The following is a 26,019-nucleotide window of genomic DNA, read 5'->3' as shown; positions in this document are numbered from 1 at the left end:
TGGGTGCCATAAAGCGGACAAATGCTGAATCCAGATGCGTCACAAGCGCACGATGCGCTGGCGGCGTCCATCATAAATCGTTACGGTTTCCTGGGACTCAGAGCTTCGGGCTAGTAGCCGGTCATCTCCAGGTAGCCCCTCCCGCTGACACTGCCCCCGAAGGCGATCGGGCCTTCCCAATACGGTATGGACGTTGACATCCATGCTTGGTCGTTCAGAGGCTGGGTTGTGACGTTAAAGCCGCGACTGGGAATCTGGACGTTCCAGGAAACCGGAATTTGACGCCCTGCGACTTTGGCGGTTCGCACGGGAACGATCCTGAGAGCTCCCGCCGGCAAGGGGTTCGGTCGCCCGTCGGCGGTGATCCAGGTGGCAGAGGTAAATCCCTCCCCCTCATCTCGGAGACGGAAGCCCATCAGCTTCTCCCCTGTATCGAGGTGCAGCGAGAACCACTCCCAACCGGTCTGGTCTTCCGCGAGCAGCTGTGACGACCACTCGCGGTCAAGCCAAGCCTTCCCGGTCACCTCTACGTTCCTCGTCGGCAGCGAAAGCGAGCCAGTCACAGCATAGAATGGTTGCGAATAGTAGTAGCTGGCCTGCCCCTTCGCTGATTTCAGCGAATAGCCGTTATCGCCCTGCGGGACCAGCGGGCCCGTGGCCAATAGGCGGAGTTCGTAGCCGAATTCCTCTGCTGTCGCAGTCAGGTTGAGGTTGGCCAGTTGGTCCGCTCCCGGAACGGCATTTCCCTGCATCTGCCAGTCGTCGATCCAAGCCGAGAAGGGCTCCGCCACGACTCCGGCCTGCCCTACTCCCCCGCGTGAAATACGTTCTGCCACGAAGTGGTCTTCGGAAGTCGTGACGGCGGCGTGACCCATCCAGAGCTGTGGGCTCGACCACCCTTTGCTCTCCCTCGGAGCAAGCGCTGACCGGAAAAGGGTCCACTGCGCTCCGTACTGAGTTCCGTCCGGAGCTTCGAGATTTGCAGTGAGATACCACCACTCTATTCGGAAATCCGGATGCGAGCCGTGGTCGACGGGGAAATGCAACGGCAGGCCGGGCTGCGGCACCGAAAACCCTTCAGCCGCCGAGCCGAGGCCACCAAAACCCTGGGAGGGCGCTTGGTTTCCGGACAAACTGGTTATGGTCATCACCGCAAAAGCGATCGCGATCGATCTAACGCTCATTGGCGAATACCTTGAGAAGTTCCGACGGCGCGAGTCCCGCCAGCCGACGAAGCGGGATGAATACGGAAACGACCGCAGCGGCAAGCGCGACGAGACCGAGCCTGACCCACTCGTAAGGGAAGATATGCATCGGCAGACGCCAGCCGAAGGCTTCGACGTTCACCACCGCAAGAAGCACCCACGCCAGCACCAGGCCGAGGGGCAAAGCGGCAGCAAATGTCGCCAGCCAGAGCACCAGGGTCCTTAGAATCTCAAGAAGAGCGAGATCGCGCCTCGTGACTCCCATCGCCCAAACTGGCGCAAGCTGCGGTAGGCGCATTTCCGAAAGCATGAGAAGGCTTGAGAACATAGCCAATGCCGCAACCCCAAGCGTGAAGATGTTCAGCGCGCCAGTAACCAAAAACGTACGATCGAAGATCCGCCGTGACTGTTCCTTCAGTGCCGCCTGATCGACGATGTTATCCGGTGGTAGCCCGAATTCGTCCGAGATGCTCGACCGCAGATCCGCAATCTGATCGGGCTGGACCCGCAAACCATAGCGCAGGCGCGAGACTTGCGGGTAGCGAGAGGTCAGAGCGTTTATTCCGGCGATGAGCTGGCCCTTTGGGTTTCCGTAATCCGAATAGACGCCGACAACTGTCGCCTTCCAGTCGCTGGCCAAATCCAGCTGATCGCCGATGCGGAGCCGCTCCCGCCTCCAGAACTGTTCATTGACCAACACCCCTTGACCGGACGCCACGCGATCCCAGGCGTCCGGCATAACAACGATCAGGGGCCAGTGTTCCCGGTAGGTCGGATCGTCAACGACACCGAAGATCTGCATCGGTTGCCCCCGGATCTTGGCGTCCACGCTCACGATCGGCAGCACCGATTCCACCTTCGTTGCGAGCCACGCCCGGAGCCGGTCTGCCTCGGGTTCGTTCCGGGCGGCGACGTAAAGCTCCGCGGCGAGGCGTTGGTCGAGCCAGCCGACGAAGGTGAGACGGAAGCTCGACACCATGGTCCCGACGCCTACGTTTGCCGCCAGCGCAAGAAGCAATGCCATGAGGGCAAGGGAAAGTTCGGGGAGCTGCTGCCGCGTGTCGGCCCAGAACCAAGTGACGAGCGCACCCGAAGACGCCCGCTGCATCAAGGTGAGGAATCCGGAGAGCATGGCCGGGAGAAGTAGCGACGCCCCGAGCAGCAGACAGCCAAGGACGCCAAAGCCCGCCCGAAGTCCATCAGCCCGTAGAATAAGTGCTCCCGAGAGGCCGAGCAAAGCCGCTGCGGCCAGCACCTGAAATCGCCGTCCCGTCTGCGATGATCTCCCCCAGGTCTGAGGCTGGGCCGCCGCGAGCACAGGCATCCGCATCAAGCGCAACAGGCTCTGTGTCGACGAAACCAATGTTCCGGCCACCGCGATGGCAAAGCCCGAGAGCCACCACTCCGGACGTAGAGAAAGCGTGCCGGGGACGCTGGCTCCGTAGAGTCCTTCGAGGGTTGCGGCGACTCCGGGCAGTAGCAGCGACGCGACCAGATATCCGATAATGACTCCGGCCGCCCCGGCGGCAAGGGCGAAAAGGAAAAGCTCGGCGAGCAGCGAAACCGCAAGCGCGCTCAACGAGACTCCAAGGCACCGAAGCGTTCTGAAGGTCGACCGCCGTTGCTCGAAGGCGAGGCCGATCGTCGAGTACACGATGAACAGCCCCACCGCGAAGGCGAGAAAACCGAAGGCCGTAAGATTGAGATGGAAGCTCTCGGTAAGATGCTCGACGTCGCTTTGCGCACTCGGCTCGCGAACCAAGAGCGCCGGGGCAAGCGTTCCGAGCGGCTCCAGATCGGGACGTTGGTTCTCGGCGATCACAATCCGAGTCAGTTCGCCCTCTCTTCTCAATAGCCGCTCGGCTAAGCCGATATCCACGAAGGCGGCCCCGTCCGGCATCCGGTCCGAAACACGCAGTGCGAGATCAGTCTGCCTTCGTATTTTCTCCGCGGTTTCAGGAGAGACAATCAGCGTGCCCGGAGGAGAGATGAAGGAAAACAAGTCCCCGGCATTCCCCAGATCGATGGCCTGCGTCTCCGCGGGCATAGTCAGCGGCTCGACACCGATTACCCTCAGCCGGGTGGTGCCGAACCGATATTCCCCCTCGAGCACCGGCGACACGTTCCAACCCGCTCGTCTGAGCCGCACGAAGACGGCCTGCGGGATCGAGCGGCCGTGTGGAGAAGCCAAGTGCGCCAACCCGTTCTGATCCAATGCGGCCGCTGCGCGGGCATAGCTCGCGCGGGCTTCTGCGTTGACGGCCTGCACGCCGGACCACAGGGCAGTCGCCAGCGCCAGGCCCAACACGACAGCGCCGAGCTGCAGCGGCCGTCGTTGCCAGTGGGATAGGAGGGCCGCGGCTACAGTCCAAATCGTCATGCGATCTTCCCCGACCGCAAATGCACCTGTCGGTCGAGCCTGTCCGCGAGCTTTTGCGAATGCGTCACCATGAGCAGCGTCGATCCCGTTCCCTTCGCAAGCGAGAGCATCAGATCCAGGACAGCGTCTCCGTTAGCCTCGTCCAGATTTCCTGTGGGTTCGTCTGCCAGAACCAAGCCGGGACGTGCGGCAAGGGTCCGTCCGATCGCCACCCGCTGCTGTTGGCCAGTGGAAAGCTGCTCTGGATATCTGGTCAGCAATGTCCCGACCCCGAGGCGCTCCGCGAGTTCATTTTCCCACGTGGGATCATGGCGTCCGGCGAGCTTAGCGTGGAAGGCTATGTTCGCCGCCACGTCCAGTGAGGGTATAAGGTTGAACTGCTGAAACACCAGGCCAACTTCGGTTCGCCTGTAGGCGGCGCGACCGCTGTCATCCAGCTTGGAGATGTCTCGACCCCCGATCATGATCTCGCCTGCGTCCGGGCGGTCTAGGCCGGCTACGAGATGCAGGAGGGTGCTCTTACCGCTACCAGACTCCCCTGTGAGGGCAACGCTATCTCCTGCGCCGAGATCGAGATCGATCCCTCTCAGCACGTCAAGCCGCCCTTCGGCAGTCTCATAGGATTTACTAAGATTGCGGAGAGCGATCATGATGGCGGCCAAGATCACGACAATGTCAGATATGTAACTCTCCACGGCCGCTTGGAAAGGCCCACGGTGAGGTGATGCGAATGCAGACCTTGTCGAACGTCGGGTTCTTCGCAAATCCGGAAGAACATGAGGGGAGTGGCGCCGAACATTTCTGATCTGGGGTGACGTGAGATTTCGGTCGGCGGAAAATACCGATCCTTAACCGCTCCCCAACATTTCTGCGAGCCGGCTTGCTTGCACGTTGGTCGCGTGGCCGAGGCAGAGCCATTGATTCTGGACCGGCGAACTCCTGCTGTCTGGCCGTTCTAAACCGCGACCGCTCGAACCCCACGGTCACACCCGCCCACTCGGGACGAAGCTGGTGGGGCGAGACAGCGCTTACCCCTGACGGTCAGCCTGGATGCTTGTGGATTGGATCAACCCAATAGACTTCTTCTGGCTTTTCCACCGGATCGACGTCGGTGATGTTGACCACCACCGCCTCGTTGTCGGATCGCACCAGCACGCATTCGAGCACGTTGTCGGGATCGGCATTGATTTCCTGGTGCGGCACAAAGGGTGGTACGTAGATGAAGTCGCCTGGGCCGGCTTCCGCGACATACTCGAGCCTGTCGCCCCAACGCATGCGCGCCTTGCCGCGAATGACAAAGATTACGCTTTCGAGCGGCCCATGGTGATGCACGCCGGTCTTGGCATTGGGCTCGATCGACACCGTTCCGGCCCAGATCTTCTGGGCGCCGACACGCGCATGATTGATTGCCGCCTGCCGATACATGCCCGGAGTCTGGACCGTGTTGTCATCGAGTTGGTCCCCCTTGATGACGCGAACGCCGTTATGCTTCCACCGTTCCTCTCCATGATCCGGGCCATGATCGTGATGATGAGGGTGATCCGACATGCTGGTCTCCGTTTTTCGGCATCGGGACCGCACGAGGTCCTAGATGGGCTCGCTAGAATTTAGCAGCTACTGGTGCCGTGCAGAATCGTTTCCAGACGATACATTATGCGATCTTCTGAGCACAGTGCGGAACATACAGTCGCTGCGATGATGTTCGCGGCGCCGACAGCGATGGTCGAGAATTCCAACTCTTCACCATGAGACGATCTGCCCATCAGTCGGAACACGCGCGCAGGCACACCGGAGGGTAACAGTCGAGGATTCCGTGGCCGTCCCTCTCCATGAATTCGTGGCCGCCTCCACTGCGATAATGAATGCGCACCGGATGCTCGAACAGGAGTTCGGTGTCGCAAACCCCATGGAGTCTGGCCGATTATCTCCGTATCGGCAATCTGCAAAGAATTGCTCCCGTGGCGTCGATCTGCACCTTGCCGCTTGGGAAAGGAAATATGTGCCTCTATTTCCGCGCCGCCAGCCGCTCCCGCGCTTGCGCGATTACCCGCTCTGCCCAGGCAAGCGGTTCTGCACAGGTATAGTCCTCGAGCAGTTCTGCATGGCGCTCCGCCGCATCCCAATTGCAGTCCTTGAGAGAGGCCTCGATCGCAGCTTTTCTAAACTCCAACTGGTTGAGCACCGCCGCTCCCTTCGCAAGCAGTCCCTCCGCCTCGGCGAGCGCCGACGCCCGGACTTCCGGATTGTCGGTGATCAATGCCAGCTCACCCAGGATGCGTGGCCCCGCGAAAGCCATTCCTGTCTCCCGTGCGATTGCAAGCGCCTCGTTCACAACATAAAGCGCAGCATCCGTGTCACCCGTGAGTCGCAAAAGGCTGCCGCGCAAATATAAACCGATGGCCTCAAAGCGCCGTGCACCGAGAGATCTTGCCAAGTTCACGCCTGCCTCCGAGTGATCGAACGCTTCGTCATATCGTTCCAATTCGCGATAACAGAAGGCCGCGGCATTTTGAGCAATGCTCTCCGCCCGCTTATTGCCAATCTTCGCTGCCTCGGTTACGGCGAGCAAGGCGACGTCCAGAGCCGTCGCCGTGTCTCCCGAGTAGTAAAGGGCGATAGCCGCCATCGGGCGGTTCGCTGCGGCAATCCTAACGAGACCGTTCTTCTGGGCTAGGTTCACGCAGCGGTCAAAAAGCTTGTAAGCAGACACCATCTTGACCTGTACGAATTGAGCGTCGGCCAAGCCGCCTAGCGCCATGGCTTCGAGCTCAACCGAGCCGGCCTGCTTGGCCAACTCCAAGGCGTGCTCGTGTTCGCGGCTGCAGTCTTTAGTTTTGCCGCTCGGGAAGAAAAGATTTCCTTTGAGAAAGTGAATGCGGGCCAGCTCCTCCGTACAGCTAAGCTCGGAAGCGTCGTGCTCAGCTTGCTCCAGGTCCGCGAAAGCCCCTTCCATGTTGTCGATGGTGCGCTTCGCTCCGGCGCTGCCGATCCGGACGCGGCAGCGGTCCCGATCGTTCATCGCCGTCGTCAGTGCGAGGTCGTAGGCCGCCACCGCCTCCCGGACCCGGCCCAGTTGCTCGAGAAGTTCGGCACGCGCGAAAGCCAACTCGTAACGTTCGCCAGGGGCAACGGCAATCTCAAGGCCGCGATCTGCAAGACGAAGCGCGCTTTCATACCGATAGCTCTCGACCAGTCGCCGCACTGCCACCAGATAAGCCGCGGCTGCCCTTGGGTCTTCGGCGCGATCCAGATGTTCGGCCCGCAAAACAGGGTCGTCATTCGCTGCGAACCATTCAGCGGCCGCAAGATGCAGATCGCGACGTTTGTTGCGGAGCAAAGTCTCGTAGACAGCATCGCGGATCAGTGCATGACCAAACAGTATGGCGTCGCCATAGGGCCTAAGGAGCCGATGCTCGAACAGTTGGCTCGGCTGGTAATGCGGGTTCCCTATGAGGCACCGCAGCGCCAAAAGGTCGAATCTCTGGCCCAAGACGGAAGCAGCCTGTATCGCCGACTTGTCGACTATGTCGACCTGGTCGACGCGGGCCTGAATCAGGCTCTGCACCGAGCCGGGGACCTCTGGGGTGGCGAGACTTTGCTGGGTCTCGGCCAGGAGCTGCTCAAGGAACAGCGGATTGCCTGCGGCACGCTCGAGACACCGTTCCACGAAACCGCTGCTGGCCGCGAGCAGCCCGCTCGCAAGCGCACGCGCGTCCTCGTCTTGCAGAGGTTCAAGATCAAGGGTGGTGAACGTGGCCTCGGCAAGTTGCGCGCGCCACTCGGATGCAAGAGGATCGCCTTCGAACCGCGACGTCATGGCAAGTATGGCCCTGCAGCGGGTGGTTGCGGCTGCGATCTCTGACAACTGCGCGAGCGTTGTCTCACTCGCCCAATGAACGTCCTCGATGACTACAAGGATCGGCCGTGCGCCGCTCGCACGCTGCACCAGCCTGGCGGGGACCCCGATCCTGCCAGCTCGCCGAGTGTCATTATCCATAGCGTCTACGATAATTTGAAGATCGGGCGGGTGCGGCAGGTCAAGGAGATCGTCCAGGAAAACGAGTTCCTCTTGTTTCGCCAGTCCTGTGGCCAACGCTAACTCGAGGGCTGAACGTCTTGCCTCAGCCGGATCGGTCAGGGCAACGTTCAGCAGACTCCGCACCAAGGAGCCGATCGCGTCAAGACCCCAGCCGCCTCCGAAGTCGAGAACGAGCCCGGTGTGGCAGGCAAACCCGCCCTCGCGTCCGACCCGTTGGAACTCCTCGACGAGGCGCGTCTTTCCAATTCCGGCTTCGCCGCGAACGTAGAACACCTCGCCTCGTCCAGAGGCGCGGCATGCCGAGGCGGCCGCCGTGAAAATCTGAAGCTCTGCCTGGCGGCCAACGAGCGGACCTGCTTGAGGCGGAACCGTCTACCCTGCGTCGAAGTACTTGCCACGCACGGACAGGTTCTGAAAACCCTTTTACCGTCAGCAAGCCCGCATCCGCGCAGTCTATCTTGGCGCGGGTCGACCTCATCACCGAATCCGAGATAAGAATGGCACCAGGCAGCGCAGCGGCCGCAAGTCGAGAAGCGAGGTTCACGGACTCGCCTGTCACAGTGTATTCCTGGTGGCTGACGCTGCCGGTTGTGCTTGCGACGACCTGACCCGCTGCGACTCCGGAATGGACCTGGAGCCTGCAGCCGTGAATCTCGGCGACTTCTGCAACAGCGTCCCGTATTTCCAAAGCTGCATGAACTGCGCGAAGGGCATCGTTGCCATAAGCCACGGGCGCGCCGAAGACCCCCATTACGCAGTCACCGATGTGCTTGTTCAGGTATCCGCCGTGTGCAACTACGATCGGGTCTACACGCTGGAAGAAAACGTCCACCAGATTGTGCAGCTCTTCGGCATCAAGCTGCCGACTGAGAACGGTAAACCCGACTATGTCTGCGAAGAGGACAGTGACCTGCCGCCGCTCGCTATCTAGCCGGGGTGTCGGCTCGACATCCCTGCCGCGGGCCGCACTTAGCCTTCTGAGAGCATCGAGAAGCTTCTTGCGGTGTCCTAGTGCCGAAACACCCAGGTGCCGCAAGTCCTGTTCGGTCAAGTCCCGCAGGACATCGCCATCTATGGCGTTGTCCTGAAACGCACCGATGTACTGCTCGAGTCCGAGCGTGCGCAGCACCTGCCTGTCCTTTCAGGTTTTAGGCGACAGCTGAATTTTCACATCTTGTGGCGGGGCGACCAGCGCAACCCTTTTTGATCATCAGCAGTGTAGCATAATTGCAGGGCTGACGTGGGTCTCAGATGAGTCACAATTTATGAATCTGTGTCGTTAGGCCTTCTTTCTCCGTGAGGGTCACAATCCTAGCGATCACAGAGGGTGAGCAATGACTTATGCTCGAGGAAGGCGAAAAAGCGCAATTAGCCGACATTGCGGTCGTTGTAGAAGTCCAAGTTTGGGGCACCCCCGGAACATCGGCCATGTTTGACTTTGATCGTAAGCGCGTAGGGACCCCCACGTATCAATTGACGCGCTGATCGAGGATTTTCTGCATGAGTCATGCGGAGAATCCTATGAGCGACAGTGTGAATCAGCCACGAACATTCGAGGTTTTGACGGCGGCGCCGGTGCGGGCGCGGCGCAAGCCGCGAGACTGGCCGAACGAGGAGAAGGAGCGCCTGATAGCCGAGACGTTGGTGCCTGGAGCCAATGTCTCTGCAATCGCGCGCGCTGAGGGATTGGATCCCTCGCAGCTTTACGGGTGGCGTCGCAAGGCACTGTCATCGGGGTTGGTTGCGCCCCTGACCGAAACCGCGAAGACGGCGGTCAAGTTCGCGCGCGTTGAGCCGGCGGCAAGCTCTACGGTCGAAATCGTCATCGGTGATGTCGTTGTGCGCGTCGCGAGCGATATCGAGTCGGATCACCTGGCGAAGATACTCCGGGCGGTCCGCAAGGCATGATCGCGTCCGGCGTCGTCGTTTACGTGTCGTGCCAGCCGGTCGACTTCCGCAAGGGTGCGGCATCCTTGATGGCTCTGGTCAGAGATGGCGGTCTCGACCCGTTCAACGGAGCGCTTTATGTGTTCCGGTCGAAACGGGCGGACCGTGTTCGCATCGTCTGGTGGGATGGCAGCGGAGTCTGCCTCTATTCGAAAACGCTCGAGGAGCAGAGCTTTTGCTGGCCGGGCATATCGGCCGCCAGGATACGTCTGGACCATTCGCAATTGATGGCGCTTCTGGCCGGTCTGGATTGGAAGAAGATCCGGCCAACCAAGGTCAGACGGCCGTTGCTGACGGGCTGAACAGGACTGCGGCAAGATGAATCATGCTGCTGTAATGATTGGGAAAGCGGCTGTTTTTGTGCTCTATTCGCCCGCATGGATTTGCCCCTTAGCGACCTGCCGGACGACGTTGATGCGCTGAAAGCGATGGTTCTCGCGTTGGCGCGCGAACAAGCCGCGAAGGAGGTCCGGCTGAAGGTGGCCGAGGCTGAGATCGCGCGGTTGGAGGCGGTTGAGAAGAGCGCCAACGAGCGGATTGCCAACCTGACCTTGATCATGAAGGTTTTGCAGCGCACGCAAAATGGCAAGCGCTCTGAGCGGCTCCGCCTCGGGGTCAATGACGAGCAGGTCTCCTTTGCCTTCGAAGAGGTCGAAACCGGTCTATCGGCAATCCGCAGCGAACTCGATCGCGCAGCCAAGGACAAGCCGAAGCGAGCGCCGCGTCCGCGCAAGGGTTTTGCCGCCCATCTCGAGCGCATCGAGGAGGTCATTGAGCCGGAAATCCCGGCCGGGTGCGAGGGGCTGGCAAAGGTTCTGATCGGAGAGGACCGCTCCGAGCGGCTGGACGTCGTGCCGCCGAAGTTCAGGGTTATCGTGACGCGTCGCCCCAAATACGCTTTCCGGGGCAGCGACGGCGTGGTCCAGGCCCTGGCGCCGGCACACATCATCGAAGGCGGCCTGCCGACGGAACGGCTGCTCGCCTATATCGCCGTTTCCAAATACGCCGATGGTCTTCCTCTTTATCGGCAGGAAGCGATCTATTTGCGTGATGGCGTCGAGATCAGCCGATCGCTGATGGCCCAATGGATGGGGCATCTGGGCTTCGAACTGCAGATGCTGGCCGATTATATCCTGGAGAGGGTCAAGGAGGGCGAAAGGATCTTTGCCGACGAGACGACCCTGCCCACTCTTGCGCCCGGTTCGGGCAAAACCACCAAGGCCTGGCTTTGGGCTTACGCACGCGACGACCGCCCCTATGGCGGAACCAGTCCGCCGATGGTGGCCTATCGTTTTGAAGACAGCAGAGGTGCGGATTGCGTGACGCGTCATCTCTCCGGATTCAGCGGCATCCTGCAAGTGGATGGCTACTCGGCCTATACCAATCTCGCCAAGACGCGGGCGAAAACCGGCAGCAACGAAACGGTCCAGCTTGCAGGATGTTGGGCACATCTACGGCGCAAGTTTTATGACCTGCACATCAGCGGAGTCTCGCAGGCCGCCACAGACACTGTCCTGGCAATGACCGAGCTCTGGCGCATCGAGGATGAGGTTCGTGGCAAGGATGCCGACAGCCGCGCCGCCCGGCGCCAGGAGAAATCCTCGGCCACCGTCGCCAGCCTCTTCGAGCTCTGGGAAAAGGAACTGGGCAAGGTCTCGGGAAAATCCAAAACCGCCGAGGCGATCCGCTACGCGCTCACCCGGCGCGAGACGCTGGAACGCTTTCTGAGGGACGGTCGCATCGAGATCGACTCCAACATCGTCGAAAGGGCGATCAGGCCCCAAACGATTACGAGAAAGAATAGTCTATTCGCCGGCAGCGAGGGCGGTGGACGAACTTGGGCGACGGTGGCCACCTTGTTGCAGACCTGCAAAATGAATGGCGTCGATCCGCTCGACTGGCTCTCGCTGACCTTGACCCGCATCGCTCAAGGCTGGCCCGCATCCGAAATCGAAGCCCTCATGCCCTGGAACTTCAGGTCAGACGCCGTCAGCTAACCGCTTACGTCTGACCTTGGTTGGCCGGATCTTCTTCCAATCCAGACCGGCCAGAAGCGCCATCAATTGCGAATGGTCCAGACGTATCCTGGCGGCCGATATGCCCGGCCAGCAAAAGCTCTGCTCCTCGAGCGTTTTCGAATAGAGGCAGACTCCGCTGCCATCCCACCAGACGATGCGAACACGGTCCGCCCGTTTCGACCGGAACACATAAAGCGCTCCGTTGAACGGGTCGAGACCGCCATCTCTGACCAGAGCCATCAAGGATGCCGCACCCTTGCGGAAGTCGACCGGCTGGCACGACACGTAAACGACGACGCCGGACGCGATCATGCCTTGCGGACCGCCCGGAGTATCTTCGCCAGGTGATCCGACTCGATATCGCTCGCGACGCGCACAACGACATCACCGATGACGATTTCGACCGTAGAGCTTGCCGCCGGCTCAACGCGCGCGAACTTGACCGCCGTCTTCGCGGTTTCGGTCAGGGGCGCAACCAACCCCGATCGACAGTGCCTTGCGACGCCACCCGTAAAGCTGCGAGGGATCCAATCCCTCAGCGCGCGCGATTGCAGAGACATTGGCTCCAGGCACCAACGTCTCGGCTATCAGGCGCTCCTTCTCCTCGTTCGGCCAGTCTCGCGGCTTGCGCCGCGCCCGCACCGGCGCCGCCGTCAAAACCTCGAATGTTCGTGGCTGATTCACACTGTCGCTCATAGGATTCTCCGCATGACTCATGCAGAAAATCCTCGATCAGCGCGTCAATTGATACGTGGGGGTCCCTACGCGCTTACCTTTGATCCGCTATTTCGACCTCTCAGATTGAGGCGGATCGAACGTTTAGGAGGCACCGCCGATCCATCGCCTCGAAGGAATGACTACTGTCGAGTATGTCAATTCCCGACGATACATTATACGACTTTCGAAACACAAAGTAAGAACGTAGATAAAAATCCGCTTCGCGCCGATACTGTTGAAAAACTCGTCATTGCAGGCACTTGGGACGCGTGATTCAATCCTCTGAGTGATTTGAGGGGATCAGGCGGATGATGGGAACGCAGGCGGCTCCGGCGCAACTCTTTTACGATTTCAGTCTCGATGAGCACGTGCCAGCCGACCATCTTCTGCGCCGGATCGATCAACATCTGGACCTCGAAGGCGTCCGTGCACAGTTGAAGCCCTATTACAGCAGTACGGGTCGACCCTCGATCGATCCGGAGCTGATGATGCGCATGCTGATCATTGGCTACAGCATGGGCATCCGGTCGGAGCGCCGGCTGTGCGAGGAGGTTCATCTCAATCTCGCCTATCGTTTGTTTTGCCGGCTTGGACTGGATATGCCGGACCATTCCAGCTTCTCGAAGAACCGCCATGGACGTTTCCGCCAGAGCGATATCCTGCGGCATCTGTTCGAGACGGTGGTTGAGCGCTGCCTGGCACAGGATCTTGTCGGTGCTGAAGGCTTTGCCGTCGACGCCAGCTTGATTGCCGCGGATGCCAACAAGCAGCGCTCGGTATCTGGCGCAGAATGGAGCGCGCAAGCGGCGAAGGAGAATGCAGGCCGCTCCGTTCAGGAATATCTGGCGGTGCTTGATGACGCTGCTTTTGGTGCGGCTTCGCCGGTAACGCCGAAGTTTGTTTCCCCGTCAGACCCGGCAGCCCAGTGGACGGGTGCCCATAAAGGTCATGCCTTCTTCACCTACGCCACCAACTATCTGATCGACACCGATCATGGCGTCATTCTTGACGTGGAAGCGACCCGTGCCATTCGACAGGCGGAAGTTGGCGCTTCACGCACCATGATCGACAGAACAGAGAACCGCTTTGGCCTGAAGCCGGGCTATCTGGTCGCCGACAGTGCTTACGGCTCCGCTGACAATCTGGCCTGGCTTGTGAAGGAAAAGGAGATCGCTCCGCACATTCCTGTGTTCGACAAGTCGAATCGGACAGACGGGACTTTCTCGCGTGCCGACTTCAATTGGGATGGCGAGGGAGATCGCTACATCTGCCCGGCGGGCAAGGAATTGGTTCAGTTCCGCCGCACCTACGCGACGCCCCGATCGGGCATCACCCGTGAAGGTACGCGGCTCTATCGGGCCAGCAAGAAGGACTGCGACGCTTGCGAATTGAAACAGCGCTGCTGCCCGAATTCAGTTGCTCGCAAGGTGCCCCGTGATCTCAATGAGGATGCCCGCGATGTTGCACGAGCCATTGCAGAGACGCCGGATTATGAGCGTTCACGGCATCGCCGAAAGAAAGTGGAAATGCTCTTTGCGCATCTCAAGCGCATTCTTCGAATGGCCAGGCTGAGACTGCGAGGTCCATGCGGTGCACGGGATGAATTCCTCCTCGCAACGGCGCAAAACCTCAGAAGGCTGGCGAAGCTCAGGCCCTTACGCCTGCCAACCGCTGCCATGGCCATTTAATGGCCTGCGGCTTGGAACCATCCCACCGCATCAGAACGAGAGACACCGTGCCAACTCTTCGAAAAACCGCGTGCAGAGCGCCAACGGCGCTCAAACACCGCCTTTTTCAACGATATCCGCCAAGTGCGAACTCAGCAAAGAGCGCCGCCGCTCTTGACCGGCGACGAAAACGCGAAATCAATCACGCATGAAGACAACCAGGCACCCGAGGACCACCGCCGCAAAACTGTCCGGGGCTTAGCGGAATCCTTGTGTGGCTTTTGCGAAATGCGCATCCCCCATCATGGATGGCGACGGCGTTGCGTATGTCACCCCTGTCAAGACTAGCTCAGATCGGTAGGTCGGACGATAAACCGCCGCGTTGCCAGAAGTCGATTGCTTATCCCTCGTCTGATCCCAGGCAGCGAAGTGAGGACGAGGCGGGAAGAGAGACCAATCTCGACAGGGCTTGCGATGGCAGCTCTGCCTCAGAGGCGTAAGGCGAAGGCTCACCTTGGGCGACAACTTCGGCGTCAGCAACGCGTCGCGAATGGCGATCGCCAATGGTTCCTCCGATAGGCCGCTCCACCCATTACGGGCTGTCTGTGACTGGCGTTCGCTTGGCAGCTACTCACCGGAACTATTGCTGGCTAGCTCGGGTTTTCTAGAGATCCCAACTTCGAGCCTGTATCGCCACGGAAGGGCTGCAACTCCGCGGCGCCTAAACTGAAGGACGAGTCCTATGAGGCACAAACTGACCCGAGATTTCGTCGCCGCCCCATTACTTGCAATCGCCGCCCTGTTCACAACTTCAGCACTCTCCAACGACCCCGGAACTGGCGCGCAGAATGAGCGTTGCCGCGTCGCTCCGGGTGCGGGCGCCAATCGGGGGACGCTCACAGAAAAGCTTGATGATTGCGACGGAGTTCTGAAGCCGCCAACGGTCGGCGACACCGAAATGGTCGAGCCCGCTCCTGACGTCGGAAGAACGCTCGTGATCCGTCCAGACGAGTTGCCAGAACAACAGTAACGGTCCGAAGCCCAGTAGGCTATGGCCAACCTCATCTGCCGACTTGCTAATGGTTTCGCTCGCGTCCATGCGCTGAGCAGCTCCAGCTTTGGTCCTCATCAATCTGCATAGAACAAATAAAAAAGCTTTTGCTGCGTGTAGAAGCGCCACGCCTCCTACAAAAGTCTGCGCGAAGTTCAGGACAATGCCGCGGTGTGCGATATGACCGTTCCGGCCGGCGGCCGTTGATCATCGCGATCGATCAAGGTCAGCGTGATCAAGTCCGAAGTGGTCGAGCACCAGTTGGAGATTGCGGTGGTTGGACTTGAAATAGACGTCGAAGACGTCGCCGACCACCGGGACGCTCCCCGCGACGGTGTCGAATCCTACATTGACCAGCATCTTGAGAAGCTTGTCGTTCGGAACGCCGAGACGGCGCGCCTCGTTGACGATGAAGAGGCTGACCGCCGCAGCGCCGAAATCGCCGATGCCGGGGATCAAGCCGAGCACGGAGTCCGCGCCGAGCGAGACGCGGGTGCCGGGAATTCGGAGCGCCGTGTCCATAAGCCGGGCCAGGCCCCGTATACGCCGGAGCCGTGCGAGTTGCTCAATCGGTATCGTCTGCTTTTTCATACTTCTTATGTGGTCCCAACACGCCGCCGTTCAAATGTCATGCGGCCGACTTCTGCTTGCCGAGCCGCTTGATCGCCTGCTCAAGCGGACGCTGCCCATCGCATTAATCCTCGACCTCCCATCTAACGCTCACCATCCATATTCGATGACTGCCTGTAGCGATGGTGCTCTATCGCACGTTCGTAGTCGTCCGGGTCGGAAGGGCGCTCCCCAGAAGGGTCGAGCGCCCTTCGTCATTTCGGGAAGCTCCCCAACTGCACAGATGATTGACTTCCTGCCGTCGTGCTCCACTTCAACACCGTCCTTCCGTCTCAAAGCGGGCGGCCCGGTCGGGCTGCTGAAACGGCACAGGCCCTTGCTCGAGCGCATCGCGAGCGAAAAATACGATCGGGACGGAGGCGCGGCCGCTAATCTTCTGCATATTGCGGATGATGACCTACGCGTTACGCAAGCAAGCGAAGCGATGGCAGACGGCGTAGGGTAAGGGTCCGGATGCTCTGTGACGCCGCCCGCGGGCCTCATCGCCTATTTGCGGGCATCGCCTCGCTCCCCCTCAGCGAGCTTCGCCTTCACCGCCGCTTCGATTTGCTTGATCACCTTCGCCGCTTCCAGCAGGATCGCGCTGCCACCGCCATTCTGAATGCGCATGGCGATGGAGAAGTCCGGCACACAGTTCCTGTGGATACATTATGCGACTTTAGAAGCACCGAACAGGAACAGACGACTGGAAGTGACGTGGGCGGCTCTTTTGTCGTGCTGCTGGGTGCCACGTCGGTTTTTTGCTAATTCCTACTCTAGCCTTCAGCCATGGAACTCTCGAGGGAAGATCCAGACGGCACCAACCGATAGGCATGTAGTGAATGACCAGATTTCGACCACACATCAGGAACGGGTTCGAAGCTGAAGTGTTCTCGCAGCCGCCAACGCGTACTTTCTGAAACGAGAATGCAGTTGCCCGTCGATTTAGTTTCCATCAATTGCGCGACATTTACCGTCTGGCCCCAAATATCGAAAAGGGGACGCTTCCTTCCGATCACTCCGGATATCACTTGGCCTGTGCAGATGCCGATCCTGACCGATAGCGGATAGCCCGTCTTTTCACCCCAATGATTGACAACATTGACTATTCCGATGCTCACCATGGCAATTCCAACAATCCGATTTTGTTGCGGAAAGATGCCCGTTGCGCACATGTAGCAATCGCCGATAGTTTTGATTTTTTCGATACCGTGGCGCTCGCACAGACTGTCGATATCGCTGAAGATCCCATTGAGCAGCTCCACCAAGTGAACGGGCGAGAGGTTTTCGGCGAGATCCGTGAAATGGACAAGGTCGGCGAACAAAACGGTGCATTCGCCGTGGCTCTGGGCCGGAACACTCTCACCCCTGAGCAGGTGCTGAGCAACATCGGCGGGAACGAGCTCACGGAGCATCTGCTCCGATTTCGAACGTTCTTTTTGAAGTTTGATGTAGTTGGCGATCGAAGAGCGCGAATAGCTGAAAAGCAAGAAGCTCATCACGATAGCCACGGTGACGATGTTAGCGATGTATGCGGATGTTCGGTCGGATTGCTCCAGAACGAGAAAGGGCGGTTGCCTAATGGCAATCAACTCGACAGCGACGACACCAGCCGCAATCGTGCCATACGCAACCCAAAGCAGCTGCCGCTCAGTTTTGGCGAACAGGAGCAGAGGCAGCGCGGCGAGGCAGACCGTGAAAGCTTCAACGCCCGCATACGGTCCGACGCAAAGCAATACAAGCGCATAATGCAGGGTGAGCAGAAGAATGAAGAACAGTCTGACAGCCCATGATGGTGCCACCTTCGACGCGAAAGGGAGAAGCAAATAGGCGACGGAGAAGCCGACGCTCAGAAGAGCGAACTCGGCCGAACTAAACAGAAAATAGCCTACCGGTGCAAACGCCAATCCGGTCAGGAATGCTAGGACGTATCCCGTATCTGCCATCCTCACCGCAATTTTTACATCCAGCGAACCGTCTTCCGTCGATTGCTCCAAGGGCGCCACCTCGTCCGTTGAGGATCATGAGATCGAGCAGCTGGCAGTGTGCGGATGGTACGCTTCGAATGGTGGTGCGTAAACCTTCAGGCGCACCCTTCAACCCTTCCATTCGAACGGATCGATTTGCTCGCCCCAAAGACTCGAGAATTTGCCTCGCGAGACGAGCAAGTTCCCAAGCGACCGATAGCGCGTAAACGGTGTTCGGCCTGAGCAGATGGCACCAGATGAGCAATCAGCGGTGATAGCCGGCGCACCACCCGTTTTTGGCTCTTGGAGATTATTTGCTCGCCTTGAAGGGATCAGAACCAGCGACCCTGTTGTTACGAAATCCCTCCGTCTCAACTTCCCAGTAGCGCACATCAGCTCGGCGTGGATGGAACGACCGATTTGGGGCCGAGAGCCGTCGGTCGGCTTCCGGGCTCCGATTTTCGAAAGCAGACCTCGAGCCTGGCGGGCGCGTGATCTGACGCGAAGTGGACGTTCGGTCGCCCTCGGCCGAACGCACGCGCCGACGACCCCCTTCGTAAGTCCGAAATCCTTGGTTTCAGTCCCATCATTTCAGCTATAAGGTGGGAGACATCGCCCAAAGGGGATTCAAGGCCAATGCCCCCAGAGAAGAAGGACCGTTCGCCTGTTGCGCTGGAACAGCGCGACATAAGCGCCGACCAGCGCATGTTCTCACCTTCCGTTGCGCGAAATTCGGCGCCGATCCTCGCGGTCCTAAAACGTGTCCTTCCAACACGTGGCGCCGTGCTGGAGATTGGATGCGGGACCGGCGAGCACGCCGTGTGTTTTGCGGGAGCAATGCCCAACCTCACCTGGCAGCCGAGCGATCCGGATGCCGACGCCCGCACCAGCATGTCTAGCTGGATCAAATTCGCAGGGCTGAAGAATGTGCTGGCACCGCGGGATATTGATGTGTGCTCAGGACAATGGGGCGTCGAACAAACGGGGCATTTTGACGCCATCGTGTCGATCAATATGATCCATATCGCGCCATGGGCGGCAAGCTTAGGATTGTTCGCAGGAGCTGGCCGTTTGCTTCACGCTGGTGGGCTTCTTCTTCTCTACGGCCCATTCATGCGCGACGGGGCACACAACGCCCCCTCGAACGCTGCTTTCGACGCGGCTCTAAAGGAGCGCAACCCATCCTGGGGTGTGCGTGATATCGCTGATCTTGAACAAGTGGGTGAGGCCGCTGGACTTAATCTCCGCGAGACGATCGAGATGCCTACCAACAATATGTTGCTGGTCTTCTCCAGCGGTAGTGCCTGAACGACAAGCGGGCGCGAAAGAGACGTGGGCCTATAGCAGCATTCGGGCCCTTTGCTGCCGTTCGAGGTCGATCCGAGGAACGTGCGGTATGTGCTAGAATGCGGCCGAAGGCGGAACGCGACAGACGCACTGCGAGGGGCGGTGTGATCGAACCGGAATTCGCGCGACCGAGTGCCAACGTTGTGCTCTTGGAAGGGGAGAGGAGGACTATGCCGACACCAGAGCAACCCAGTCTAATAGTTCGACAGAAATCCCCACAAAACACCGAGTTTCCGTTTGCGTCGCTCTCCGATTGGCTGATCCCAACCGAGCTGTTCTTCGTGCGAAACCATTTCCCGTCGCCGGACCTCGATGCGCGAGACTGGAGATTGCGCGTTGGCGGGGCGGTGGAGCGGCCGATCGAACTTGACCTCGACAGCATCAAGGCGATGCGAAGCACGACTTTCACCGCCGTCGTCGAGTGCGCAGGGAACGGGCGCGTCTACTATGTGCCGCCGAAGGAGGGGTTGCAGTGGCAGAACGGAGCCGTCGGCAATGCCGCGTGGACAGGTGTTCTTCTGCGCGAGATTTTGGAAATGGCGGGCGTTAAGCGAACCGCACGTGAGGTTCTGCTCGTAGGCGCAGACAGCGGCGTCGTCGACACGAACAAGAAAACGGCTTCTCCCGGCCCCATCGCTTTTGCGCGCAGTTTACCGCTTGAGAAGGCAATGGCTCACAGCACGATCCTTGCCTATTCGATGAACGAGGAGGCGTTGACGCGCGATCACGGCTACCCGCTACGCGCGGTCGTGGGTGGCTGGTTCGGCATGGCTTGGGTCAAGTGGATCACGCATATCACGGTTGTGGAGCAACCGTTCCTTGGCTACTGGCAGGCGCGCGACTATTTCCGTTGGGAGCGCAGCCTCGGGGAACCCAGGCTGGTCCCGCTTGCGGAGATGGAGGTCAAAGCGCAGATCGCGCGTCCCGTGCAGGGGGCGCATCTCATCGCCGGCCAACCGTATCGGATTTTCGGAGCCGCCTGGAGCGGAGAGGCTGTTATCCGGCAGGTGCAGGTCTGCACCGGAGATGGCAGGGGCTGGCGCGAGGGAAGGCTCCTCGAAACAGAACGTCCCTTTGCATGGCGCTTGTGGGAATACATGTGGACCCCTGAAGAAGTCGGGCGATATATACTGCGATGTCGCGCGATCGATCGGGCGGGGTGCGTGCAGCCCGAGCTTCCGCGTTCCGACTGCGAGAGCTACGCGGCCAATTGGATCGTTCCGGTGGAGGTTACGGTCGTTCCCGAGCCACAGACGTACGAGGAGGAATTCGTGATCTAATCACCCGCATGGGGCGGAATGGCGACTTGGCGCAACTGCGACCCGCGTTGTCACTGCGTCATGTCCGCTTTGCGGCGACAGCGACCGGTGGCTCGATGACCATTATGGGGGCGCAAACTTGCCGCGCTATTCGTGAGTGCCGATCTGCAGCGCCGCTCAATCCAGATTGTTGTGATTGCGGCCATGGGCGATCGGTCGATGCTCCTCGCCGCAACGAGAAAGCATCGCCACGTCCCGGATTTAGCCTCACCCGGCCTTCTGGCCCAACTGAGATCTCGCCTCTTCTGCTCACCTTCGCGGGGCCCTAAGAGTCAGCTGCGGGGCTGCAGCAACGCCAGGACGATGGTCGATGCCGCCAAGACGGCGGTAATGACCAACGGCCCGGAAGCGCCATGGTGATCGACGATGTAGCCGCCGAACACCGCACCCATGCTAATGGCGACCTGGAACGAAACGACCATCAAGCTGCCAGCAGCCTCCAAGGCATCCCCTGCGCCCCGGGACAAGTTAGTAGGCAATACCACCGGAGCCATCCCAAAAGCTAAACCCCAAAGTGTAACCAGGGCAAACGCGATGCCGCTATGTGCACCCCAGAGTACGAGAGCAAGCGCCGCAAACGCCATCAATACGCCGGTGACCGCGAGTGCCATGCGGATATTGGCGTCTGCCAGTCGGCCGCCGGCGACATTGCCGATCACAGCGGCGATGCCAAACCCGAGGAGCGCCAAGGCAATCGGCCCCGTGCCAAGGAGCGTCACTTGTTCGAGGAAGGGTCGCACGTAGACCGAGCCGGCAAAATGTCCGGTCATCAGCAAGAGGATGGCAAGCATTCCGAGTTGAACAGTGCGCCGTTTCGACAGCCGGAAGACGTCAGAAAGACTGTTGCTTGTGCTTGCGGGTAGTGTCGGCAAGCTGAGTATCTGCAGCAGCATCGCAACCGCTGCGAGCCCTGCCGTCATGCCTGTGGCGGCACGCCAGCCGAGCCAATCGCTGATCAAAGCACCCATCGATGGTGCAGCGATGGTGGCAAGAGAGACGCCGAGGGTGACTATAGCCATGCCCCGACCTGTCGCATTGGTGCCAACCAATCTCGCCACGACGGCAACTGAAAGCGCCCAGAAACCACTTAGCGCCACGCCCAGCCCGGCTCGGCCCAACAACAATAGCCAAAAATCGGTCGCGAGCGCGGCCAGAAGATTGGAGCCGATAGCCAAGGCACTTAGGCCAACCAGGACAGTCTTCCGGTTCAGTTTGCCGATGAGAACATTGCTCAACAAGGCCGTCACCGCGCCAACAGACGCGGTGGCGGTGACAACCTGACCGGCGGTTCCCTCGCTGATGCCAAGGTCACGCGCCATTGGCGTCAACAGGCCTGCCGGCAGGAATTCAGCTGACACCAGCGCAAAGCTTGCGGCTGCCATTGAAATAACGGCAAGCCAGGTAGTGGGACTCCATGCACTCGGAACGGCAGAATCGAGGCCAATCGCGGGGCCGTCAAGCTGTGATGTTGTGTCCGTCATTGAAGTACCTCCAAGGTTTGGAGGTCTTCATAGCGGAGTCTTCCAGGATGATATGTATCCTAAAGTCCGAATTCTATGTCCGTTCGTCCGGAAATGGTGCGGCGCACAACGCCAGGTGAAACGCTGGTGATGCGCTTGAAGGCGCGAGCGAAAGAAGCTTCAGATTCATAGCCCAGTTGAGAAGCGACCTCGGCAACCGACATGTTTTGACCGAGTAACTCTCGTGCAAGCTGCATGCGCAGACGGGCGAGATAGCGTGCCGCGCCTTCCCCCAAAATGGCGCTGAAGCGTTCCGCGAAGATCGAGCGCGATTGACCTGCCACGCCAGCAAGGGTCTCAAGCGTCCAGTCATGGCCGGGATCTCGGTGCATGGCTGCGAGCGCACGACCGATATGAGGATCACGGATCGCGGCGAGCCAGCCGCTGGTCGAGGCTCCGCTGCAATTGACCCAGCAGCGAATAAGCCGCGCGACGAGTACGTCCGCCATGCGTGACAAGACCGTGGCGCTGCCTATCTGGGGCTGCGACGCCTCTGCCGTCATGGCCCCGAGGAGGGGGCCGACGATCGGATCATTGCCAGCAACATCACAGCCCTTGATAATCGATGGCATCAGAGCGATCAAAGGGTTGAGGGCATTCGCACCCAAAGCCATGGAACCGCAGAACAGGGTGCTCATCGCTCCTGTTCCTTCATGCACCACTTCGCAGACATTGCCCCCCAACTTGGTGACGTGACAGCTCTTAAGCGAGTCCCCGACGACATCAGGCTTGCTGGCCAGTCGGTGTTCGACACCTTGTGGCAACAACACCAGATCGCCGTCTTGTAACTCCTGCCATCCCTGGGCTTCGGTATGGACCCAGCATGGCCCCTCACTGACGAAATGAAAGCGAAGCAGCTGTTGCTGCGGAAAGGCGATGCTCCATGGATCGCGTAGCTCACAACGGCCGTAGTTGACCCCACTCAGGCGAAAGTCCTGTAGAACTTCGCTTAGTGCGTCCGTAGGAATATGTGTCGGAGATTGGGATGAACGATCAAGCATTGGGCCAATTTATATGCCAGGCGTCCGGCATGCAAGGAAGGCATCTGTGCCATGGCCGCCTTCGGCGTCGTCATTGCCGGTCCAGCTTGGTGATCGTCTCTGACGATGCCGGCCAGTTCCGGGTCGGCAATCATGCCCTGTGTTGGGTCCATGCGGAGCGGCTGCTGCAGAAACTGATCGGCAACGCCGCGGCAGGCGCGTCTGGTCGAGACGGTGCGGGATCTGGTGTGGCGGTTCTACCGGGCGCTGAAGAGCGTCAAGCGAAAGCCGCCGCTGGCCTTGCCGCGGCGTTTCACAAACGCTTTGATCGCATCTTCTCGCTGCGCACCGGCTATGAAGACCTCGACAAGCTTCTGGCACGTCTTTCTCGCCGGAAGGACGAGCTGCTCAAGATGCTGGAAGGCCCGATGTCCCGCTCCACACCAATGCGTCCGAGAGCGACCTGCGCAGCTTCGTCACCAAACGAAAGATCTCCGGCGCCACGGTGAGCCGGGATGGCCGGGTGGCGCGCGACACCATGCTCGGGCTGATGAAGACGTGCCGGAAGCTCGGCCTGTCGTTCTGGCTCGGCCTCGATGGCCAGGCCATTCCGCCGCTGGCCGCCCTTGTCGCGGCAAAAGCCTAAGCGCCTCTCCCCTCCCCCTTGCAAGCTGACGGAAACAGCCGGCCCGATGTCGTCTCCTTCGTACCCAGGACACCCGTCACTGACCGGCAATCAGCGTAGCGACAAACTACGTTTGCGCTGGCTTCATTCATCCCGTCAATCCTACCGCGTTCGTGTTGTCATCCACCGTCTCTGACACCGGTGTCATCGGCTCGTCTCCGCTGCACGATACGCTCGCATCACGACGCCCGAATAGGAGTCGCGCGCCCTGTGCCAAGTTCCCGACGATACACTATGCGATCTTTTCAGCACAGAACGAGAACAAGCTAGGATTCTTCGTCGGATACGCCCGTTCCCTGCCAGTCGCATGTTTAGCGCAGGGACGAAAGCACCTACAGCAGCGCGGCAAGGATCAGCGCCGCGTAGGTGAGCTGGTGCAGCAGTTGATCGGCTCCGTGCATGGCCCAGTAGGCCCGGGTCGTAGCATCCGCGCGGCTATGCTGTGACAGCAATGCCTTGCAATAATCTATGAGGTAGTGAGCAAGGAATTCCGCGACTACGAGAATGGTGACACGCATCAACCCGATTCCGGCCAGCATCAGCGCCGGCACGGTTCCGAGCGCGTGCCCGCCCGCATGCACGTAGCCGCCGATCATGCGGAAATTGCCCTTGCCGCGCAGGATCCAGGCTGGCTGCAGCACATAATCAACGACGTAGTGCTTGAGTTGCAGGCACGCGAGCATCGCCACCGTCGTAATCGCCATTTCCATCGCTTCCTCCCGCTGACCGAACGTTTGGCTGGTCAATCGTATGTACGCCAACGGGCTTGGCCTTGCCGCGGACCGCCGCAAGCCCGAGCGGCCTCGTTATTGGCTCTGCCCCGAGCTCGCGCATGGTCGCGTCGCTGATCACGATTTCGACGCCGCGCTCCTTGGCCACACTCACCAGTCGGCTCGCGAGATTGACCGTGTCGCCGATGGCGGTGTAGCTCAGCCGCTCGGCGGAACCGATATTGCCGATCAGCGCCGTGCCGCTGTTGATGCCGATGCGTACGCGGATCGCGTTCTCGCCGGTCGCGATTGGCGGGTCGTCATGCATTGCCCTCCGGATCGCGACAGCCGCGCGGCAGGCGCGGGCGGCATGATCCGCCTGTTTGCCCGGCGCATTCCAGATCGCCATAACCGCATCCCCGATAAACTTGTCGACCGTGCCACCCTCCGCATGAACAGCGGCGACCGCAATAGTCAGGAAGCGCGTCAGATGCGGCTCGACGCCGGGTCCGAGCCTCTCCGTCAGCTCGGTGAAACCGGGTAGGTCCGCGAACATGACGGTCGCCTCGCAGAGCTCGCCGCCGGGTTTCGGCTCAATGCTGCCTTCGACCAGCGGTCGCACGACATCGAGCGGCATGTAGCGGGCAAAGGCCGAAAGACCGACGGTCATGCGCTTCAATGCCTGGGAGAAATCGTTGAGCTCGGCGAGGAAGGTCGGGTGATGGCGGACGCTTTCCAGCGAGAAGCGCTCGACCGCACGCAATTGCTCCGCCAGCCGGGCGAGCGGACGGGCGAAGAGAAAATTTGCAAAGCCGACGGCAGTTGCTGCGGCAAGCGCGGCCATGGCGAGCACGACTATGGCTATGCGGCGGATATTCTTGTCGATACCGCCTGCGAAGGTCGAGCGCGGGGTGGCGGTAACTAGGCGCCAGTTCTCGAACGGCAGGCGCGACGACGACACGAAGACGGGCCCGAGCAAAGCGTTTGGCACTACAGCTCGGAAGGCGTCGACCTTGTTGGCCGCGACAGCCTCGGCGGCCGCCGCCGCCACAGCATCGGAGGCCGGAAAGTCGGAAAAATGCGCCGCCATTACACCGTCGGAAGGTTGCGATGTCGCAAGTACCCGCCCGCGCTCGTCAAGAACGAAGGCTTTCCCGAGCACTGGTAGTTCTTGCGCCTGCAGCGCCTCGGAAAGGCGCCGGAGGCTAACAGCCACCATCACCACGCCGGTAAACTTTCCGAAGCTCACGACGCGCTTCGACAGCACCATCGCGGGCTCGAAACCGTTCGGCAGCACATTGGTGACCGTCCAAACGGGCTCTCCGGTTTCCTTGCCCAATCGATACCAGGGGGCGCCGAGTGCCACATAGGCGCTCTCCGCCTTGATGCGCTCCTCGAAAAAGATGTCGCCCGGGATCGGTCGGTAGAGATCGCGCCGCAGCGGACGGAGCTCGCCGGCTTCCGCGGCGCCGATTTCGACCATCTCGACGCGACCGTCGGCGGTCGCATGCGACCCGAAAAAGCGCCCATCCGGAAAGCCGAAGCCGATCCAGGCGATCGCCGGCTGCTCGCGCAACAGCGACAGGAACAGGAACTCGCGCTTGACCTCGTCATTGGCGCTGATCGCCCCCTGGAAGAAGATGGAGCGGACAACTTCGGCGGTGCTCGTCACGAGCGACAGCGTCCGGGACAGGTCGTTCCTGACGGATCCCGCCGTCTGGGCATCGAGACTGGCGACGATCTCCTCGATATTCTCGCCGGCTGCGCGCTGCCAGATGAGATGGATCAGCGCGGCGGTGGAGAGCACCGCCAGCATGAGGATCACGATAATGACCTGGGCCAGCTTCGGGCGGTACAT

The 26,019-nt window shown here is 60.2% G+C and carries 21 protein-coding genes and 2 pseudogenes; 8 read left to right on the top strand and 15 right to left on the bottom strand.

Annotated elements, in window-relative coordinates; all coding sequences use genetic code 11:
- Window positions 1–110: 110 nt before the first annotated feature.
- The 6 genes and pseudogenes from USDA257_RS11480 to USDA257_RS38765 form a co-directional block, all read right to left on the bottom strand.
- Entirely contained in the window at window positions 111–1,184 is a 1,074-nt protein-coding gene (locus tag USDA257_RS11480; RefSeq protein WP_014763122.1) for a lipocalin-like domain-containing protein, read from the bottom strand.
- Window positions 1,174–3,585 carry an ABC transporter permease gene (locus USDA257_RS11475; RefSeq protein WP_014763121.1) on the bottom strand — a complete coding sequence of 804 codons (2,412 nt, stop codon included), beginning with the start codon at window positions 3,583–3,585 and terminating at the stop codon, window positions 1,174–1,176. Before USDA257_RS11475 ends, USDA257_RS11480 begins: the two co-directional genes overlap by 11 nt.
- Window positions 3,582–4,235, bottom strand: coding sequence for an ABC transporter ATP-binding protein (locus tag USDA257_RS11470; protein ID WP_014763120.1), 654 nt, complete (start codon window positions 4,233–4,235; stop codon window positions 3,582–3,584). The genes USDA257_RS11475 and USDA257_RS11470 overlap by 4 nt, the downstream gene beginning before the upstream one ends.
- A gap of 391 nt (window positions 4,236–4,626) precedes the next feature.
- Complete coding sequence (locus tag USDA257_RS11465) at window positions 4,627–5,133, bottom strand: cupin domain-containing protein (RefSeq protein WP_014763118.1); 507 nt, start codon at window positions 5,131–5,133, stop codon at window positions 4,627–4,629.
- 457 nt (window positions 5,134–5,590) lie between these two features.
- Window positions 5,591–7,945, bottom strand: a complete 2,355-nt coding sequence (locus USDA257_RS37740) for an ATP-binding protein (RefSeq protein ID WP_223843454.1) — start codon at window positions 7,943–7,945, stop codon at window positions 5,591–5,593.
- 139 nt (window positions 7,946–8,084) lie between these two features.
- Window positions 8,085–8,753: pseudogene (locus USDA257_RS38765) on the bottom strand (adenylate/guanylate cyclase domain-containing protein); the annotation flags it as partial.
- 392 nt (window positions 8,754–9,145) lie between these two features.
- Here USDA257_RS38765 and USDA257_RS11455 point away from each other — a divergent pair.
- The 3 genes from USDA257_RS11455 (at window position 9,146) to tnpC (ending at window position 11,568) form a co-directional block, all read left to right on the top strand.
- Window positions 9,146–9,532, top strand: a complete 387-nt coding sequence (locus tag USDA257_RS11455) for a transposase (protein WP_014763114.1) — start codon at window positions 9,146–9,148, stop codon at window positions 9,530–9,532.
- A complete protein-coding gene (tnpB, locus tag USDA257_RS11450; RefSeq protein ID WP_003537853.1) occupies window positions 9,529–9,873 on the top strand; it encodes an IS66 family insertion sequence element accessory protein TnpB in 345 nt (114 codons plus the stop codon). The genes USDA257_RS11455 and tnpB (USDA257_RS11450) overlap by 4 nt, the downstream gene beginning before the upstream one ends.
- A 75-nt stretch (window positions 9,874–9,948) precedes the next feature.
- Complete coding sequence (tnpC, locus tag USDA257_RS11445) at window positions 9,949–11,568, top strand: IS66 family transposase (protein ID WP_014763113.1); 1,620 nt, start codon at window positions 9,949–9,951, stop codon at window positions 11,566–11,568.
- On the opposite strand, the gene tnpB (USDA257_RS11440) is transcribed toward tnpC, so the two are convergent.
- Both tnpB (USDA257_RS11440) and USDA257_RS11435 read right to left on the bottom strand, forming a co-directional pair.
- Complete coding sequence (tnpB, locus tag USDA257_RS11440) at window positions 11,551–11,901, bottom strand: IS66 family insertion sequence element accessory protein TnpB (protein ID WP_014763112.1); 351 nt, start codon at window positions 11,899–11,901, stop codon at window positions 11,551–11,553. The genes tnpC and tnpB (USDA257_RS11440) overlap by 18 nt on opposite strands.
- Window positions 11,902–12,012: 111 nt before the next feature.
- The gene (locus USDA257_RS11435; protein WP_223843420.1) at window positions 12,013–12,285 is read right to left on the bottom strand and encodes a transposase; all 273 of its coding nucleotides are present in this window, start codon (window positions 12,283–12,285) and stop codon (window positions 12,013–12,015) included.
- Window positions 12,286–12,614: 329 nt separating this feature from the next.
- Between USDA257_RS11435 and USDA257_RS11430 the strand changes: the two genes are divergently transcribed.
- Complete coding sequence (locus USDA257_RS11430) at window positions 12,615–13,994, top strand: IS1182 family transposase (protein ID WP_014763109.1); 1,380 nt, start codon at window positions 12,615–12,617, stop codon at window positions 13,992–13,994.
- A gap of 721 nt (window positions 13,995–14,715) precedes the next feature.
- On the top strand, window positions 14,716–15,003 hold the full coding sequence (locus tag USDA257_RS33865; RefSeq protein WP_080605565.1) for a hypothetical protein: 288 nt from the start codon (window positions 14,716–14,718) through the stop codon (window positions 15,001–15,003).
- 228 nt (window positions 15,004–15,231) lie between these two features.
- Here USDA257_RS33865 and USDA257_RS11420 read toward each other — a convergent pair whose 3' ends face one another.
- The 3 genes from USDA257_RS11420 to USDA257_RS37735 form a co-directional block, all read right to left on the bottom strand.
- The gene (locus USDA257_RS11420) at window positions 15,232–15,615 is read right to left on the bottom strand and encodes a DUF4112 domain-containing protein (RefSeq protein WP_014763107.1); all 384 of its coding nucleotides are present in this window, start codon (window positions 15,613–15,615) and stop codon (window positions 15,232–15,234) included.
- 525 nt (window positions 15,616–16,140) lie between these two features.
- Window positions 16,141–16,284: a hypothetical protein gene (locus USDA257_RS36765; protein ID WP_014763105.1), complete on the bottom strand. Its 144-nt coding sequence runs from the start codon at window positions 16,282–16,284 to the stop codon at window positions 16,141–16,143.
- A 125-nt stretch (window positions 16,285–16,409) separates the two neighbouring features.
- A complete protein-coding gene (locus tag USDA257_RS37735) occupies window positions 16,410–17,630 on the bottom strand; it encodes an adenylate/guanylate cyclase domain-containing protein (RefSeq protein ID WP_014763104.1) in 1,221 nt (406 codons plus the stop codon).
- A gap of 606 nt (window positions 17,631–18,236) precedes the next feature.
- Between USDA257_RS37735 and USDA257_RS11405 the strand changes: the two genes are divergently transcribed.
- Together USDA257_RS11405 and USDA257_RS11400 are read left to right on the top strand one after the other, a co-directional pair.
- On the top strand, window positions 18,237–18,908 hold the full coding sequence (locus tag USDA257_RS11405; protein ID WP_014763103.1) for a DUF938 domain-containing protein: 672 nt from the start codon (window positions 18,237–18,239) through the stop codon (window positions 18,906–18,908).
- A gap of 143 nt (window positions 18,909–19,051) precedes the next feature.
- Complete coding sequence (locus USDA257_RS11400; protein WP_269845044.1) at window positions 19,052–20,227, top strand: sulfite oxidase; 1,176 nt, start codon at window positions 19,052–19,054, stop codon at window positions 20,225–20,227.
- A 311-nt stretch (window positions 20,228–20,538) separates the two neighbouring features.
- Here USDA257_RS11400 and USDA257_RS11395 read toward each other — a convergent pair whose 3' ends face one another.
- Both USDA257_RS11395 and USDA257_RS11390 read right to left on the bottom strand, forming a co-directional pair.
- Window positions 20,539–21,747, bottom strand: a complete 1,209-nt coding sequence (locus USDA257_RS11395) for an MFS transporter (protein ID WP_014763101.1) — start codon at window positions 21,745–21,747, stop codon at window positions 20,539–20,541.
- Between the two features lie 59 nt (window positions 21,748–21,806).
- Window positions 21,807–22,787: an AraC family transcriptional regulator gene (locus tag USDA257_RS11390; protein ID WP_014763100.1), complete on the bottom strand. Its 981-nt coding sequence runs from the start codon at window positions 22,785–22,787 to the stop codon at window positions 21,807–21,809.
- Between the two features lie 53 nt (window positions 22,788–22,840).
- Here USDA257_RS11390 and USDA257_RS37730 point away from each other — a divergent pair.
- Window positions 22,841–23,412, top strand: a pseudogene (locus USDA257_RS37730) (IS66 family transposase); the annotation flags it as partial.
- A gap of 371 nt (window positions 23,413–23,783) precedes the next feature.
- On the opposite strand, the gene USDA257_RS11380 reads toward USDA257_RS37730, so the two are convergent.
- The gene (locus USDA257_RS11380) at window positions 23,784–24,161 is read right to left on the bottom strand and encodes a DUF3307 domain-containing protein (RefSeq protein ID WP_014763099.1); all 378 of its coding nucleotides are present in this window, start codon (window positions 24,159–24,161) and stop codon (window positions 23,784–23,786) included.
- Complete coding sequence (locus USDA257_RS11375; RefSeq protein WP_014763098.1) at window positions 24,097–26,019, bottom strand: adenylate/guanylate cyclase domain-containing protein; 1,923 nt, start codon at window positions 26,017–26,019, stop codon at window positions 24,097–24,099. The genes USDA257_RS11380 and USDA257_RS11375 overlap by 65 nt, the downstream gene beginning before the upstream one ends.

The organism is Sinorhizobium fredii USDA 257 (assembly GCF_000265205.3).
Taxonomy (GTDB): Bacteria; Pseudomonadota; Alphaproteobacteria; order Rhizobiales; family Rhizobiaceae; genus Sinorhizobium; species Sinorhizobium fredii_B.
This window is presented reverse-complemented; position numbering and strand designations above follow the sequence as displayed.